The following is a 15,856-nucleotide window of genomic DNA, read 5'->3' as shown; positions in this document are numbered from 1 at the left end:
CGAATCATCCTACGGACACCGTTCACCACGGTATGCAAATGCCGATCAGGTCACAGACTCCGTGCCGACGAGTTGCCAGCGTCCACCGAGAACCCGCACAACCACCAGAATCAGACGCAACACCATCAGCGCCACCAGACCCGACCATATCCCCGCCAGCCCCCAGCCGAGCACGAGCGACAACCAGATCAGCGGCAGAAATCCGCACAGCGCCGAGAACAGGGTGGCCTTGCGCAGGAACACCACGTCGCCGGCACCGAGTAGAACACCATCGAGCGCGAACACTATCGCGGCGATCGGCAGCATACCGACCAGGAACCACCAGGGCACCAGCATGGCGTCGCGGACGTCGGCATCTGAGGTGAACAGCCCCGGGATGGCCCCGGCACCGAGGGTGAACACGGCGGCCACGCCCACGGCGATCGCCACCGCCACCACGGTGACCCGCCGGGCGACGGTGACTGCTACGCCGGCCGCACCGGCCCCGAGCGCCGCACCCACCAGCGACTGCGCGGCGATCGCCACCGAGTCGAGCAGCAACGCGACGAAATCCCACACCTGAATGGTCACCTGATGGGCGGCCACGGAGGCCATCCCGAACCGTGCCGCGACGGCCGTCGCCGACACGAAACATACCTGAAACGACAGACTACGCAGGATCAGGTCACGCGCCATCAGAAGCTGCGCGGCGATGATCGAGCGATCCGGGCTCAACGACAGCCTTCGCCGCCGCGATTCGCCGATCAACCGGGTCACGAACAGCGCCCCCGTGATCGACTGGCCGACCACGTTGGCCACCGCACTGCCGGTCAGGCCCAGCCGCGGGAACCAGCCGACACCGTGGACCAGCCCGATCACCCCGGCAGCACCGATCGACAAACCGCACAGCACGAACAGAACCGGCCTGCGGGTGTCCTGCACGCCACGCATCCAGCCGTTGCCCGCCATCGACGCCAGGATCAGCGGGACACCGAACATCGCGATCCGCACCCAACGCGTCGCATCGGCCGCGACCTGTGCCGAGCCATCCTCGCCGGAACCCACCAGCGCGCCCATCACCACCGGCGCCAACGGATACGCGAGAACGATCAGCAGGACACCGACACCGAGCGCCACCCACGTCGCCTGCACACCCTCACGCACAGCACCGCCGCGATCACCGGCACCGAACAACCGAGCCGATCGGGCCGTCGTGCCATATGAGAGGAAGGTGAGCTGCGTACTGATGGTGGCCAGCACCAGCGTGCCCACGCCCAGGGCAGCGAGTTCGTGACCACCGAGCCGGCCGACGACGGCAAGATCGAGCAGCAGGTAGAAAGGCGGCGCGACCAGCACCACCAGAGCGGACACCGACAGCACCGCGATACGGCGCACACCGGTGTCGGGTACCCGCCCGTCAGTACCGTCGGCAGGCGCCGGGCCAGTGGTCAGAGGGACCTCAGGAACCGGTCGACCACATCGCCGACCACACCGCTGTCGCTGTAGCCTGCCGCCCGCCGATGGCCACCGCCGCCGTGCGCGCCGGCCAGCGGAACGAGATCGACCTTGTCCTTGGCCCGCAGCGACACGGCCCACTTCGACGGTGCGGTCTCCTTGAACACCGCCGCCACCTCGGCCTCCTCGGCGACGCGCAGCACGTCGATGATGCTCTCGACATCGGCCCAGCCCACCGGCCCCATCATGTCGTGTTCGACGACCGCGTAGATCACGCCGTGCCCGTCGCAGGCGTTCGCGTCGAAACGCGCCCCGCCGAGCACCTTGGACACCAGCGACAACCAGGACACCGGATGGCTGTCGAGCAGAACCCGGCTCCAGGCCGCACCGTCGACCCCGGTGTCCAGGAGCCGGGCACCGACGCGCAGCGACTCCGGACGTGCCCATTTGAAGGAACCCGTATCGGTGATCAGGCCGGCGTAGACGCAGGTCGCGATATCGGCGTCGATCTCGGCCCCGAGTTCGTCGAGGACCGCCAGGATCAGGATCGATGTGCAATCGGCGGCCGGATCGATCAGGTTCAACTCACCGAATCCGCTGTTGGATACGTGATGGTCGATGACGATGTTGTGTTCGGCACGTTCGAAAACGGCGCCGAGATCGCCGAGACGACCGAGGGTCGCCGCGTCGACCGACACCACCACCGGATGACCCACCACCTCACCGGCGGGAACCACCAGATCGGCTCCTGCGAGCGCAGTCAGCGACCGGGGCAGCTTCTCGGACCCCGGAAACGACACCTCGACGTCGACGCCGCGCCGCGACAGCCCCAAGGCCAGCGCCAGTCCGCTGCCGATCGTGTCGGGATCTGGCCGGACATGACAGAGAATCGTCACGGCCGTCGCATCGCCGAGCACCTCGGCGACGTCCTGGGGCGTGCTCGCCCTCACTCGGTCCGACCGTCCTCGTCGTCGTGCCGGTACGGATCCGCCTCGCCCGCGGGCTGGGCCGCGGCCGCCTGCTGCGCGACTGCGAGGTCGTTGGCCCGGGCGCGGGCGACGAGCTCTTCCATGTGCCGGGCCGCGTCGGGCACCGAGTCACGGACGAACGTCAGCGTGGGGGTGAACCGGACACCTGTCCCCGCACCGACCTTGGACCGCAGGACTCCGGTGGCTTTGGCCAGGCCGGCGGCCGCTTCGGCGTAGTCGGGCGGCGAATCGATGGACTCGCCCATCACTGTGTAATAGAGCGTCGCCTCGTGCAGGTCGTTGGTGACGCGGGCGTCGGTGATGGTGACGTGCGCCAACCGCGGATCCTTGATGTCGTGCGCGATAGCGGATGCCACGATCGAGGAAATCCGCTTGGCCAGCCGTTGTGCCCGTGCGGGGTCAGCCATATGTCACGTCCTTTCACATTTCAAAGTACTACTACTCCCCCGGGGCTCGGAGCGTGCGACGCCACGTCGTGTGACGCGTCACTTTCAAGGGAGGAAACACCGGGCACGACCGCAGCGCACAGGGTCCGGGTGGACCCTGTGCGCCGGGATGCGGGACAGCGGATCAGTCGCGCGGCTTCTCGCGCAGCTCGTACGTCTCGATGACGTCGTCGACCTTGATGTCGCTGTAGGTGAGCGTGAGACCACACTCGTACCCTTCGCGAACCTCGGTCGCATCGTCCTTCTCACGCTTGAGCGAGGAGATGGTCAGGTTCTCGGCGACCACCACATTGTCGCGGAGCAGACGTGCCTTGGCGTTGCGGCGCATGATGCCCGACTGCACCAGACAGCCGGCGATGTTGCCGACCTTCGACGACTTGAAGATGGCACGGATCTCGGCGCGGCCGAGCTCCACCTCCTCGTAGACCGGCTTGAGCATGCCCTTGAGCGCGCTCTCGATCTCGTCGATGGCCTGGTAGATCACCGAGTAGTACCGGATGTCGACACCCTCGCGGTTGGCCAGTTCGGTTGCCTTACCCTCGGCGCGGACGTTGAAGCCGATGATGATGGCATCCGAGGCCGCCGCCAGGTTGACGTTGGTCTCGGTGACACCGCCGACGCCGCGGTCGATGATCCGCAACGACACCTCGTCGTCCATCTCGATACCGAGCAGCGCCTCTTCGAGGGCCTCGACGGTACCGGAGTTGTCGCCCTTGAGGATGAGGTTGAGCTGGCTGGTCTCCTTGAGAGCCGAATCCAGATCTTCCAGGCTGATGCGCTTGCGGCTGCGGGCGGCCAGCGCGTTGCGCTTGCGCGCGTTGCGCCGGTCGGCGATCTGCCGGGCGATGCGGTCCTCTTCGACGACCAGCAGGTTGTCACCGGCACCGGGCACCGACGTGAAGCCGATGACCTGCACCGGACGCGACGGGGTGGCCTCGGCGACGTCGTCGCCGTGCTCGTCGACCATGCGCCGGACGCGGCCGTAGGCGTCGCCGGCGACGATCGAGTCGCCCACCTTGAGCGTTCCGCGCTGCACCAGGACGGTGGCCACCGGGCCGCGGCCGCGGTCGAGGTGGGCCTCGATGGCCACACCCTGCGCGTCCATGTCGGGGTTGGCCCGCAGGTCCAGCGACGCGTCGGCGGTCAGCAGCACCGCTTCGAGGAGACCCTCGATGTTGGTACCCTGCTTGGCCGAGATGTCGACGAACATGGTGTCACCGCCGTACTCCTCGGGGACCAGACCGTACTCGGTGAGCTGGCCGCGGATCTTCTCCGGCTGCGCGCCCTCCTTGTCGATCTTGTTGACCGCCACCACGACAGGCACGTCGGCCGCCTGTGCGTGGTTGATGGCCTCCACCGTCTGCGGCATGACACCGTCGTCGGCGGCGACCACGACGATCGCGATGTCGGTGGCCTTGGCACCACGGGCACGCATGGCGGTGAACGCCTCGTGACCAGGGGTGTCGATGAAGGTGATGAGCCGGTCCTCGCCGTTGAGGTGGGTGTTCACCTGGTAGGCGCCGATGTGCTGGGTGATGCCACCGGCCTCGCCCTCACGGACGTTGGCCTTGCGGATCGTGTCGAGCAGTCGGGTCTTACCGTGGTCGACGTGACCCATGACGGTCACCACCGGCGGGCGCTGTTCGAGATCCTCTTCGCCGCCCTCGTCCTCTCCGTAGGTGAGGTCGAAGCTTTCGAGCAGCTCGCGGTCCTCGTCCTCGGGGCTGACGACCTGGACGGTGTAGTTCATCTCGCCGCCGAGCAGCTCCAGCGTCTCGTCGTTCACCGACTCGGTGGCCGTGACCATCTCGCCGAGGTTGAACAACGCCTGGACCAGCGACGCCGGGTTGGCGCCGATCTTGTCGGCGAAATCGGACAGCGACGCGCCACGGGCGAGCCGGATGGTCTCGCCGTTGCCGCGTGGCAGCCGGACACCGCCGACTGCCGGTGCCTGCATCGAGTCGTACTCTTGCCGCTTCTGGCGCTTGGACTTGCGGCCCTTGCGGGGAGCACCGCCCGGACGCCCGAAGGCACCCGCGGCACCGCCGCGTCCACGGCCACCGCCGCCGCCTCCGCCACCGGGACGACCGCGGAAGCCACCACCGGCCGCGGGAGCACCACCGGGAGCACCCGTGCCGCCTCCGCCACCACCGCGGTAGCCGCCTCCGCCACCACCGCCGGGACCGCCACGACCAGCGCCCGGACCGCCACGGCCGGGACGACCGGCATCAGGACGGGCGGCACGGCTGGGCATCGCACCGGGGTTCGGACGGGGAGGCATGTTGCCTGGATTGGGACGCGGGCCGGCCTGACCGGGGCCCGGACGGGGACCGGCCTGGCCGGGCCTGCCCTGTGCGCCGGGACGGCCACCACCGGGGCGCGGACCGCCCTGACCAGCGGGGCCGGGACGGGGACCGGCAGGCCGCGGTGCCGGCGGCGGAGCCGACGAGTAGGGGTTGTTGCCGACGCGTGGTGCACGCGGACCGGGCTTGGGCCCTGGGCGCGGACCGGGGCCCGGACGCGACGAACCGCCGTCACGCGGTGTCTGCGGTGCGGGTGCCGACGCGGGCTTCGGCGCGGCCGGACGCGGGCGGCCCGGCTTGGGGCCGGGTGCCTGCGGTGCCGGGCGGACCGTATCCGCAGGTGCGGCCGTACTCGCTGCGGCAGGCTGCACCGGGGCGGGTGCCGCCGGCTTGGGCGCGCCGGGGCGCGGGCCCGCGGGTGCGGGCTTGGCTGTTGTCTGGGCTGCCGTCGCCGGTGTGGCCGACGGGCGCGGCGCACCGGGTTTGGGTGCGCCCGAAGGCCGGGGCTTGGCGGACGAGCTGACGTCCTTGCCTCCGGCCTGGGGGAATGATTCGCGAAGTCTGCGGGCCACCGGGGCCTCGACCGTCGACGACGCGGATTTGACGAATTCGCCCTGTTCCTTCAATCGTTCGAGCACCTGTTTGCTCGTCACGCCGAGTTCTTTGGCCAATTCGTGCACGCGGGCCTTGCCTGCCACTGCTCTCCTCACTTGGAGGCCGAGCGGCTAGCCCGCCACGACCTCATGGTTACGTCCGATACGTGCTCATCGTGGGTACTTCACGGTGTGCTCATGTCTTCTGCTGCCTGTCTTTGATCGTTGATCTTCCCGACCAGCTCGGAAAGATCACTGTGGGCGACGGTCAGACCGCCCACCCGTAACGCCGGTCCAAAGGCCTTGCGGCGCACCGCACGGGATACACAATCCTCGCGTGGATGCAACCAGGCACCTCGCCCCGGCATGGTTCGTGTGACGTCGACGACCACCTGCGCACCGTCGGCGGCCTCACGGGAATCCGTGCGGGCCACCAACCGAACGAGGGCGCTCGCGCAGTCGCGCTGCCGACATCCGATGCAGGTCCTTACCGGCGCGTCGGATAGCGTTCGCTGAACCATCGGTCAGTCTAGCGCGCCGAGGGCCGATCGGAAGAATCGGCCGACTATCAGCGGTGTTGTTCGCCTCACGTTCACACGAGTCATCAATCGGGCCATCACACGTTTCCGGCGTCGGGGTCCGCGTCGGAGCGGATATCGATCCGCCACCCGGTGAGCCTGGCCGCCAGCCGCGCGTTCTGGCCTTCCTTTCCGATGGCGAGCGAGAGCTGGTAGTCGGGCACCACCACGCGCGCGGCCTTGAGCGCGAGATCTATGACCGTCACCGACACGACCTTCGCCGGGGACAGCGCATTCCCGACGAACACGGCCGGATCCTCGTCGAAGTCGATGATGTCGATCTTCTCCCCGCCCAGCTCACTCATCACGTTGCGCACCCGCTGCCCCATCGGGCCGATGCACGCGCCCTTCGCGTTGAGGCCGGAAACCTTGGTGTGTACGGCGATCTTGGAGCGGTGACCCGCCTCCCGTGCCACGGCCACGATCTCGACCGAGGCATCCTCGATCTCGGGAACCTCCAGCGCAAACAGTTTGCGCACCAGGTTGGGGTGGGTGCGCGAGAGGGTGATCTGGGTGCCGCGCGCGCCGCGGGTCACCCCCACCACGTAGCACTTGACCCGGTCGCCGTGTTTGAGCACCTCACCCGGAACCTGCTCGGCCTTGGGGATCACGCCCTCGACGGAATTGGCGTCGCTGCCGATCGCGACGACGATCATCTCGCGGGCATTGGCGCGGGCATCGGCCTGCACCACACCGCCGACGATCTCACCCTCGTGAGTGGCGAAATCGCCGAAGGTCTTCTCACTCTCCGCGTCACGCAGCCGCTGCAGGATCACCTGGCGGGCGGTGGTGGCCGCGATCCGGCCGAAGTCGTGCGGGGTGTCGTCCCACTCCTCGGACGCCTCGCCGTCCGGGCCGAACTCGTGGGCCATCACCCGCACCTCGCCGGACTTGCGGTTGATGTCGATGCGGGCGTGCTGGGCGGGATGGCTGGTGTGCTTGTACGCGGTCAGCAGCGCGGTCTCGATCGTCGCGATCACGGTGTCGATCGGAATGCCTTTGTCGGCTTCGATCATGCGCAAGGCGCTGATGTCGATATGCATGGGCCGGCTCCTATTCACTTGTGGGTTGGTCGGTGGCGATAGTCATCGAGATCATGCCCGCTCCTGACGCCGCTGGGCGATCTCCTCGTCATCGAGCCCACAGAGTTCGAGCTCGGCGATCGATGGTCGTGAAAAATCAACTTGGACAACCGCTTCTGCGATCGATCCGAACTCAATCGCCCGGCGAAGGATGCGGCCGCGCTGGTTGATGACGAGGGTTACCGCGTCGTCGGTCAACGCGCCGACCCGACCGGTGACCGACGGGGTATCACCGTCGGACAGTTCGACCGTCACCTTGCGTCCCCGCGCCCGGATCCAGTGCCGCGGCGTGGTCAGCGGCCGGTCGATGCCGGGCGAGGTCACCTCGAGGTCGTACGGGTCACCGGGTACTCCGGGATCGGCGTCGAGGATCGCGGAGACGTCGCGGCTGATGATCGCGATCTCGTCCAGATCGTTCGGGCCGTCGCGGTCGACGACGATCTTGACGCCCCGCCGGGGGCCGGAGTCGGGCCAGTCGACGATGACCTCTTCGAGGTCGTAACCATGCCCGCTCACCACCGGCTCGACGAGTGTGGTGATGTGCGATGCCAGTTTCCCTGAGGTGGAGGTGATCTGCACGACGGTCGAACTCCTCGTCTTCAGTTGTCGGTGACGGTCTGGTCGGCGCGCGGCCGGCAAGCATACGCCGGGCCGCGGCGATTGCCGGGCTCTGACATGCTCCCGGCCGGCTGCCGGCGGTTCGGCAGTCGGGCGAACCGTAATGATAGCAATGCCGCACCGCAAAACGCATCGGCCGAGTTGCTGGCATCATGTGTCGGGTGCCGACCCTCCCGATGCGTGCCGCGCCACCGATGCGCGATACACCGCGACCGACGCCCGTGTTATCCACCCGTCTCGTGATGTCCCGGCGATCGGTGATCCGTGGCGCACTGGCCGCGTCGGCGGTCGCCGTGACCGCGGGATCGCTGGCGGCCTGCGACAGCGGGCCGTCCGCCGAACAACTCACCGCCGAGGCACTGGTGCCGCTGGCCGACGCCGCCCACGCGGACGCGGCCACTGCCCTGGCGCTCAGCGCGACGGACACCGATTACGCGGCGGCGCTGAAGATCGTCGCCGATCAGCGCACCACCCATGGACAGGTGCTCACAGAGGAGATCACCCGCCTGCACCAGGACACCGCGAAACAGATCGTCACCGACCCGTCCACGCAGAACGGCGGCACTGCCGCGCCGTCGAGCGTCGACGAGTTTCGCACCCGGCTCACCGAGTCGGGCCGCGCGGCCGGAAAGGTCGCACTGGGCGAACACGGATATGTCGCCGGGCTCGCCGGATCGATCAGTGCTTCGGTGGCCTCGATCGTCGAGGTGGCACTGGCCGCATGAGCGAAACAACCGATGCTCTGAAGGCGGTCGTGACCGTCGAACATGCCGCCGTGTTCACCTACGGCGTGATCACCGCGTTCACCAACTCCACGCGCCGCACGATGGTCGACGAGTTCACCGCCGCCCACCGCGCGGCACGAGACACCGCCGCGGAAGCGATGCGGGCGGCCGGGTCCACCCCGCCCGATCAGGAACCCGGATATGTGCTGCCGTTGACGGTGTCCGATCCGGCATCCGCCGCCAAGGCCGCCCTCGCCGCGGAAACCGACTGCACCGTCGCCTACCGGTCACTGCTGGAAAAGGCCGACACGACCGCCGTCCGGCAGATCGGCCTCGACGGCCTGACCGCCTCGGCGAACCGGGCCGCGCAATGGCGGGCCGCGCTCAAGCAGTCACCGTTCACCGTCGCCCTGCCGGGCTCTCGCTGACCAGCCCGGGATCGGGCTGACCCGCCCGAGACCGGCTCAGTTGTCGCGACCGTCAGAGTTCACGCCGCGGGCGGCCCCTCCGCGGGATCGGTGCCACCTCGCGCGGCGCCCGTCCGGCGTCGTGGAGGCAGCGCCGCAGCAACACCTCGATCTGCGCATTGACGCTGCGCAGATCGTCGGCCGCCCACCGGGCCAGGGCCTCGTAGACGGCCGGGTCGATCCGCAACGCGATGGTCTTACGGGCCGCGGGGACCCTCGTCGTCGGATCGGGTGACCGTCGGTCGCCCGATCCCGAGGAATCAGTGCTACCCGTCGACATCAGGAATACAGGCTGCCGGTGTTCACCACCGGGGTGGCGCGACTGTCACCGCACAGCACCACCAGCAGGTTGGACACCATTGCCGCACGGCGCTCGTCGTCGAGGGCCACCACGCCCTCGGCCTCGAGTCTGGCCAGTGCGCTCTGGACCAGTCCGACGGCGCCGTCGACGATCTTCTCGCGCGCGGCCAGCAGGGCCGAGGCCTGCTGCCGCTGGAGCATCGCCTGGGCGATCTCCGGGGCGTAGGCGAGCGAGGAGATGCGCGTTTCGAGGATCTCCAAACCCGCAAGGGAGGCCCTGTCGGCGACCTGCTCGGCCAGTTCGGCCGCCACCTGATCGGTGGATCCGCGCAACGACGTGGTGCCGTGGCTGGCGTCGTCGTCGTAGGGGTGGGCGGTGGTGACCTGCCGGAGCGCCGATTCGGCCTGGGTGCCGATGAACTCCTCGTAGTCCTCGACGCCGAAGGTGGCCTTGGCGGTGTCGGCGACCTGCCAGACGATGATCGCGGCCACGTGGACGGGATTTCCGACGGCGTCGTTGACCTTCAGTTCGGCGGTCTCGAAGTTACGGACACGCGCGGACACCCGGCGGTGGGTGGTCAGCGGCGGAACCAGGCCCATTCCTGATTGCCGCACCGTGCCCACGTATCGGCCGAAGAGCTGCACCACGTACGTATGGCCGGGCGCGAGAATGACGACCATCGACAGCCCGACGCCCGCGGCCACCACCAGGATCACGGCGGGCGCCACCAGCACCGGCAGGGCCTCGATCACCGCGAACACGATGCAGACGGCAGCCAGACCGATGGCCACGAACACGGCGACGAAGACACCGATCGCGGCGGCGGTTCCGGCGTACCAGCACGGCCGCTCGGATACTTCGACCTGGGCGCCTTCGCGACCGACGGGAACGGATTCGGCGTTCATGACCGGACCTCCTAAAGTGATATCAGTTTTAAAAGTGATATCACTTTAGGAGGTGTTCGTCCAGCCCTCCGTCGGGCCGGGTCCTATCCCCGAATGATCGCCGCGATCGCCGCCGCCGCACCGTCGACGGAAATCTCCCGGGCCTCGCCGGTGAACCGGTCCCGCACCTCGACGACGCCGTTCGCGAAACCGCGGCCCACCACGACGGTGGTCGGCACGCCGAGCAGTTCGGCGTCCTTGAACTTGACCCCGGGCGAGGATTTGCGGTCGTCGAGAACCACCGACAGTGCCTGCGCATCCAGTTCCGCCACCAGCGCTTCGGCGCCGTCGACGGCCGCGGTGTCCTTGTTGGCGATCACCACGTGGACGTCGAACGGGGTCACCTCGCGCGGCCAGCGCAGGCCCTTGTCGTCGTGGCACTGTTCGGCGATCACGGCGACCAGCCGCGAAACCCCGATGCCGTAGGAGCCCATGGTGAGGCGGACCGGCTTGCCGTTCTCGCCGAGCACGTCCACCTCGAAGGCGTTGGTGTACTTCTGGCCCAACTGGAAGATGTGCCCGATCTCGATGCCCTTGGCCGCGGTCAGCACACCCTTGCCGTCCGGGGACAGATCACCTTCGCGCACCTCGGCGGCCTCGATGGTGCCGGTCGGCACGAAGTCACGCCCGGCCACCAGGTCGACGACATGCTTGCCGGGCTCGTCGGCGCCGGTGATCCAGCGGGTGCCGTCCACCACCCGCGGATCGACCAGGTACCGGAGCCCGTTGTTCAACAGCGCGTTCGGGCCGACATAGCCCTTGACCAGGAACGGATTGGCCGTGAAGTCCTCCTCGGTGAGCAGTTCCACCGACGCGGGCTCGACCGATGCTTCCAACCGCTTCATGTCGACCTCTCGGTCGCCGGGCACACCGATCCCCACGATCTCGGTGTCCCCGCCGGGAAGCTGCATCTTGACCAGCACGTTCTTGAGCGTGTCGGCCGCGGTGACCTCCCGGTCCAGCGCGGAATTGGCCCAGTCGACGAGCGTGGCGATGGTCGGGGTGTTCTCGGTGTCGTGCACCAGTGCGGCGGGTGCGTCGTCGAACGGGATCGGATCGGGTGCCGGAGTCACCACCGCCTCGACATTGGCGGCATAGCCGGACTCGACGCACCGCACGAAGGTGTCCTCACCGACCTCGCTCTCGGCCAGGAACTCCTCCGACGCACTGCCGCCCATCGCACCCGAGGTCGCCGACACGATGACGTACTTGACGCCGAGCCGGTCGAAGATCTTCTGGTACGCCTCGCGATGCAGGTTGTACGAGACCTTGAGGCCGTCGTCGTCGAGATCGAAGGAGTAGGAGTCCTTCATCACGAACTCGCGCCCGCGCAGGATGCCCGCGCGGGGGCGCTCCTCGTCGCGGTACTTGGTCTGGATCTGGTACAGGATCACCGGCAGATCCTTGTACGAGGAGTACTCACCCTTGACGAGCTGGCTGAACAGTTCCTCGTGGGTGGGGCCGAGCAGCATGTCGACACCCTTGCGGTCCTTGAGCCGGAAGAGGTTGTCGCCGTACTCGGTCCACCTGTTGGTGGCCTCGTACGGTTCGCGCGGCAGCAGCGCCGGCAACAGGATCTCCTGGGCTCCGATGGCGTCCATCTCCTCGCGGACCACCTGTTCGACGGCCCGGAACACCCTCAGGCCCAGCGGCAGCCAGCTGTAGACGCCCGGTGCGGCACGACGGACATAGCCCGCACGCACGAGCAGTTTATGGCTGGGCACCTCGGCGTCGGCCGGGTCATCGCGCAGCGTTCGCAGGAACAGGGTCGACATGCGTGTGATCACAGTCAGTCAGCTTAGGCCATCGCCGCATCTGCATATATGCGTCCGCACCGCTCGAACCCTCGTGGCCGAACAGCGGACACGCCCCGTTATCGTGTGTCCGGTGCGAGTGATCCTGCCTCCCTCCGAAACCAAGTCCGACGGCGGCAAGGGCGCACCCCTGGACCTGGACACCCTGGTGTTTCCCGAACTCAACCCGGTTCGCAAACAACTCGGCGACGCACTGGTGGCCCTGGCCGCCGACCTGGACGCCAGCCGCCTGGCCCTTGGCCTTGGCCGGACCCAACTGGCCGAGGTCGACCGCAACGCCGAGCTGTGGGTATCGCCGACCCGTCCGGCGATCGAGCGCTACACGGGTGTGCTCTACGACGCCTTCGACTACTCGTCGCTGACCAGGGCGGGTAAGGCCAAGACCGCCGACCGGGTGATGATCGGGTCGGCGCTGTTCGGTGTGGTCGGCGCGAGCGACCTGATCCCGGCCTACCGACTGTCGGGCGGGTCGAAGCTTCCGGGCATGAAAACCCTTGCCGCGCAGTGGAAGGGATCACTGTCACCGTGCCTGGACGCGGTGGACGACTTCGTGGTGGATCTGCGCTCAGGCATCTATCACCAGCTCGGACCGATACGTGGTGCCGTCACCGCCACCGTGGTCACCGAGCAGCCCGACGGTTCGCGCAGCGTCGTCAGTCACTTCAACAAGCACCACAAAGGCCTGATCGCGCGCGAACTGGTACGTACCCGGCGGACAGTCCGCGACATCAACGTTCTGGCAGCGGTCCTCTCCGACGCCGGTCAGCGCATCGAAATCGACGGACCCGACCGGATCGTCGTCATCACGCAGTAGCCGTCACGCGGTGACCTGGTCACCGTCGTTGTCGACCCCCGCATCGGCGGCCTGCTGGGCGGCCTGCCCCTCGGCGACCTCCTCCGGGGTGAACCGCATGAACATCACCACGCATGCGGCCAGCACAGCAAGTGCGGCGCAACTGGCAAATGCCAGGCCGTAGCCGTCGGCCTGGGCGGCGAGTTCCCAGGCGTCCATCTTTTCGACGGGCCCGGTCGTGCCGCCTTTGGACAGCGCCCGCGAGGTGACCGCAGCACCGACGGTCACCAGACCGACTGCACCGCCGAGTTGCTGGGCGACCTGTGCGATGGCCGTGAGCGGACCGATCTCGTTGGGTCCCACACCCGCGACAACCGACAGCGTCAGCGGGATCACCGCCAGACCCACACCGAAACCGATGACCACGACGGGCAGCCCGATGCTCGGGAAGTACGCCGGGTCGTCGGTGGCGATGGACCACGCGTACATGCAGCCCGCGCAGATCACCGCTCCGCCGGCCATGACGAGCCAGCGCGGCTGCACCATCAGCGACAGTTTGGAGGCGATCGCGGCGGCCGTGCCCAGGCCGAACGCGAACGGGACGACGGCCAGACCGCTCTGCAGCGGCGTGTATTTGAGGATGCCCTGCAGGTACAGCGAGATGAACACGGCCATGCACATCATCACCATGCTGGAGAGCAGGATCGCGATCAGCGCCGCGACCCGGTTCGGATTGTCGAACAGCGAGAACGGCAGGATCGGATTGCGGGCCCGGCGCTGCACGACCACGAAGGCGATCAGCGCGAGCGTGCCGACGACGAACGAACCGACGACGATCGGCCGTCCCCAGCCCGAGGGCCCCTCATTGACGGCCAGCACCAGCAGCGTGCACCCCAGCGTGCCCAGCACCGCCCCCGGCACGTCCAGCGACAGCCGCTCCCCCTGCGATTCGGTGAGCGCCCACAGCGCACCGAGGCCGACGGCCAGGCCGATCGGAACGTTGATCAGGAAGACCAGCCGCCAGGACACCTCGGTGAGTATGCCGCCGAGGATCAGCCCGGCGACCGAGCCGATACCGGTCATGGCGGCGTAGATGGCGAACGCCTGGCTGCGCGGTTTTCCGGGGGCGAATGTGGTGGCGACCAGCGCCATCGCCGTCGGTGCGGCCACCGCCGCCGACGCCCCTTGCAGGGCTCGGCCGATGATGAGCATCGCCTCGCCCTGCGCGAGACCGCACATCAGCGAGGTGGCCGTGAAGGCAAGCACCCCGACGACGAACATCCGGCGCCGGCCGAAGGTATCGCCGAGCCGGCCGCCGAGAAGCATCAGGCCACCGAATGCGAGAACGTAGCTGCTGATGATCCAGTTGGCGTTGGATTCGCTCAGCGACAGGGCGTCCCGGATCTTGGGCAGGGCCAGCGCCGCGACGGTGCCGTCGAGCACCATGAGCAACTGCATCCCGCTCAGCACGAAAATCGCGGGGCCGAGAACCTTGTCCTTCATCGGCGAGAACCCGAATCCGCGTCGGTGAATGCGGCGACGGCACCGACCACGACGATTGCCGGCGGGGTCAGATTCTCGGCGTCGGCGACCTCACCGGCGTGCGCGAGATCGGTGCGCAGCAGACGCTGCGTGGGCAGTGAACCATTCTCGATCATCGCGACGGGGGTGTCGCCGGGTTTGCCGCCGGCGAGCAGCGCATCGGCGAACACGGCGACCCGTTCGACGGCCATCATCAGCACCAGGGTGCCCTGCAACTGGGCAAGCACCGACCAATCGATGAGAGAGTCGGGATGGCCGGGCGGAACGTGACCCGACGCGATCACCACCTCGTGCGTGACGCCGCGGTGGGTCACCGGGATTCCGGCCGACGCGGGCGCCGCGATCGGGCTGCTCACGCCCGGAACGACGGTGACCGGCACGCCCGCGGCCACGCACGCCTGTAGTTCCTCGAACCCGCGGCCGTACACGAACGGGTCGCCGCCCTTGAGCCGGACGACGAACTTGCCCTCCTTGGCCCGGGATACGAGGACGTCGTTGATGGCTTCCTGCTTCATCGCCCGCCCGTACGGCACCTTGGCCGCGTCGATGATCTCGACCTGCGGCCCGAGCGCGGCGAGCAGTTCCGGAGGTGCGAGTCGGTCGGCGACCACCACGTCGGCCTGGGCGAGCAGACGCTGCCCGCGCACGGTGATCAGCTCGGCATCGCCGGGTCCGCCACCGACCAGAGCCACGCCGGGCGGGTGCGGTGCGCCGGCGTGCGGGGCCAGTGAACCGTCGGCGAGCGCCCGGGAGATCGCCGCACGCATCGCCGCGGACTGCCGGTGGTCGCCACCGGCGAGCACACCGAACTGAAGGTCGCGGTGCCGCCCGGAAGCGGGGGTGGCCGCAGTTCCCTTCCGGGCATCGTCGGCGCGGACGCAGAAGATGCGACTGCGTTCGGCCTCGGCGACGACCGCGGCGTTGACCTGCGGGTCGTCGGTGCAGGCCAGGACATACCAGGCGCCGTCGAGGTCGCCGTCGGCGTAAGCGCGGGTGAGCACCGTGATGCCCTGGAACGATTCGACAGCCGGGGTCGGGTCGATGGCCACGACCGTGACATCGGCGCCCGCGGCGACCAGATTTGGCAGGCGCCGCTGGGCCACCGAACCACCGCCGACGACCACGACGCGGCGACCGCGAAGGTCGAGCCCGGCCAGATACAGACCGGACACCGATTCCGGAGCAACGCGTTCAGCCATGAGGAAACACCCTACCGGCCGCGGCGTG

General features: G+C 68.4%; 15 protein-coding genes. 3 read left to right on the top strand and 12 right to left on the bottom strand.

Annotated features, from left to right (window positions below; all coding sequences use genetic code 11):
* Window positions 1-45: 45 nt before the first annotated feature.
* The 7 genes from KDB67_RS16050 to rimP form a co-directional block, all read right to left on the bottom strand.
* On the bottom strand, window positions 46-1,374 hold the full coding sequence (locus KDB67_RS16050; protein WP_291017608.1) for an MATE family efflux transporter: 1,329 nt from the start codon (window positions 1,372-1,374) through the stop codon (window positions 46-48).
* Window positions 1,375-1,427: 53 nt separating this feature from the next.
* Window positions 1,428-2,384: a DHH family phosphoesterase gene (locus KDB67_RS16045; protein WP_291017605.1), complete on the bottom strand. Its 957-nt coding sequence runs from the start codon at window positions 2,382-2,384 to the stop codon at window positions 1,428-1,430.
* Window positions 2,381-2,830 carry a 30S ribosome-binding factor RbfA gene (gene rbfA, locus KDB67_RS16040; protein WP_291017602.1) on the bottom strand — a complete coding sequence of 150 codons (450 nt, stop codon included), beginning with the start codon at window positions 2,828-2,830 and terminating at the stop codon, window positions 2,381-2,383. The genes KDB67_RS16045 and rbfA overlap by 4 nt, the downstream gene beginning before the upstream one ends.
* Before the next feature lie 163 nt (window positions 2,831-2,993).
* The gene (infB, locus tag KDB67_RS16035; protein WP_291017600.1) at window positions 2,994-5,870 is read right to left on the bottom strand and encodes a translation initiation factor IF-2; all 2,877 of its coding nucleotides are present in this window, start codon (window positions 5,868-5,870) and stop codon (window positions 2,994-2,996) included.
* Window positions 5,871-5,950: 80 nt separating this feature from the next.
* Window positions 5,951-6,286, bottom strand: coding sequence for a YlxR family protein (locus KDB67_RS16030; protein ID WP_291017598.1), 336 nt, complete (start codon window positions 6,284-6,286; stop codon window positions 5,951-5,953).
* A 95-nt stretch (window positions 6,287-6,381) separates the two neighbouring features.
* A complete protein-coding gene (gene nusA / locus KDB67_RS16025; RefSeq protein WP_291017596.1) occupies window positions 6,382-7,386 on the bottom strand; it encodes a transcription termination factor NusA in 1,005 nt (334 codons plus the stop codon).
* Between the two features lie 51 nt (window positions 7,387-7,437).
* Complete coding sequence (gene rimP / locus KDB67_RS16020) at window positions 7,438-8,004, bottom strand: ribosome maturation factor RimP (protein ID WP_291017594.1); 567 nt, start codon at window positions 8,002-8,004, stop codon at window positions 7,438-7,440.
* A gap of 281 nt (window positions 8,005-8,285) precedes the next feature.
* On the opposite strand from rimP, the gene KDB67_RS16015 reads away from it, so the two are divergent.
* Together KDB67_RS16015 and KDB67_RS16010 are read left to right on the top strand one after the other, a co-directional pair.
* Window positions 8,286-8,768 (top strand): hypothetical protein, encoded by a 483-nt coding sequence (locus tag KDB67_RS16015; RefSeq protein ID WP_291017592.1) that lies wholly within the window; start codon window positions 8,286-8,288, stop codon window positions 8,766-8,768.
* Complete coding sequence (locus KDB67_RS16010; protein WP_291017589.1) at window positions 8,765-9,196, top strand: ferritin-like domain-containing protein; 432 nt, start codon at window positions 8,765-8,767, stop codon at window positions 9,194-9,196. Before KDB67_RS16015 ends, KDB67_RS16010 begins: the two co-directional genes overlap by 4 nt.
* A gap of 52 nt (window positions 9,197-9,248) precedes the next feature.
* On the opposite strand, the gene KDB67_RS16005 is transcribed toward KDB67_RS16010, so the two are convergent.
* From KDB67_RS16005 to KDB67_RS15995, 3 genes are all read right to left on the bottom strand, one after another.
* A complete protein-coding gene (locus tag KDB67_RS16005) occupies window positions 9,249-9,428 on the bottom strand; it encodes a hypothetical protein (protein ID WP_291017645.1) in 180 nt (59 codons plus the stop codon).
* Between the two features lie 86 nt (window positions 9,429-9,514).
* The gene (locus KDB67_RS16000; RefSeq protein WP_291017586.1) at window positions 9,515-10,441 is read right to left on the bottom strand and encodes an SPFH domain-containing protein; all 927 of its coding nucleotides are present in this window, start codon (window positions 10,439-10,441) and stop codon (window positions 9,515-9,517) included.
* 83 nt (window positions 10,442-10,524) lie between these two features.
* On the bottom strand, window positions 10,525-12,255 hold the full coding sequence (locus KDB67_RS15995; protein WP_291017643.1) for a proline--tRNA ligase: 1,731 nt from the start codon (window positions 12,253-12,255) through the stop codon (window positions 10,525-10,527).
* A 112-nt stretch (window positions 12,256-12,367) separates the two neighbouring features.
* On the opposite strand from KDB67_RS15995, the gene yaaA reads away from it, so the two are divergent.
* Window positions 12,368-13,108: a peroxide stress protein YaaA gene (yaaA, locus tag KDB67_RS15990; protein WP_291017583.1), complete on the top strand. Its 741-nt coding sequence runs from the start codon at window positions 12,368-12,370 to the stop codon at window positions 13,106-13,108.
* A 3-nt stretch (window positions 13,109-13,111) separates the two neighbouring features.
* Here the strand turns inward: yaaA and KDB67_RS15985 are convergent, their stop codons facing one another.
* Window positions 13,112-14,590, bottom strand: coding sequence for an MFS transporter (locus KDB67_RS15985; RefSeq protein ID WP_291017580.1), 1,479 nt, complete (start codon window positions 14,588-14,590; stop codon window positions 13,112-13,114).
* The gene (gene cobA / locus KDB67_RS15980; protein WP_291017577.1) at window positions 14,587-15,828 is read right to left on the bottom strand and encodes a uroporphyrinogen-III C-methyltransferase; all 1,242 of its coding nucleotides are present in this window, start codon (window positions 15,826-15,828) and stop codon (window positions 14,587-14,589) included. The genes KDB67_RS15985 and cobA overlap by 4 nt, the downstream gene beginning before the upstream one ends.
* Window positions 15,829-15,856: the final 28 nt, after the last annotated feature.

It is taken from the genome of Gordonia sp. (in: high G+C Gram-positive bacteria) (genome assembly GCF_020438995.1).
Taxonomy (GTDB): Bacteria; Actinomycetota; Actinomycetes; order Mycobacteriales; family Mycobacteriaceae; genus Gordonia.
Note: the sequence above shows the minus strand (reverse complement) of the source record. Positions and strands in the feature narration are given on the sequence as shown.

Bases quoted from the DNA above. Each gene is read 5' to 3' on its own strand.
- KDB67_RS16000 (WP_291017586.1), bottom strand. From the start codon at position 10,441: ATGAACGCCGAATCCGTTCCCGTCGGTCGCGAAGGCGCCCAGGTCGAA.
- KDB67_RS15995 (WP_291017643.1), bottom strand. From the start codon at position 12,255: ATGTCGACCCTGTTCCTGCGAACGCTGCGCGATGACCCGGCCGACGCC.
- KDB67_RS16030 (WP_291017598.1), bottom strand. From the start codon at position 6,286: ATGGTTCAGCGAACGCTATCCGACGCGCCGGTAAGGACCTGCATCGGA.
- KDB67_RS16010 (WP_291017589.1), top strand. From the start codon at position 8,765: ATGAGCGAAACAACCGATGCTCTGAAGGCGGTCGTGACCGTCGAACAT.
- KDB67_RS15985 (WP_291017580.1), bottom strand. From the start codon at position 14,590: ATGAAGGACAAGGTTCTCGGCCCCGCGATTTTCGTGCTGAGCGGGATG.
- rbfA (WP_291017602.1), bottom strand. From the start codon at position 2,830: ATGGCTGACCCCGCACGGGCACAACGGCTGGCCAAGCGGATTTCCTCG.
- cobA (WP_291017577.1), bottom strand. From the start codon at position 15,828: ATGGCTGAACGCGTTGCTCCGGAATCGGTGTCCGGTCTGTATCTGGCC.
- KDB67_RS16015 (WP_291017592.1), top strand. From the start codon at position 8,286: ATGTCCCGGCGATCGGTGATCCGTGGCGCACTGGCCGCGTCGGCGGTC.
- nusA (WP_291017596.1), bottom strand. From the start codon at position 7,386: ATGCATATCGACATCAGCGCCTTGCGCATGATCGAAGCCGACAAAGGC.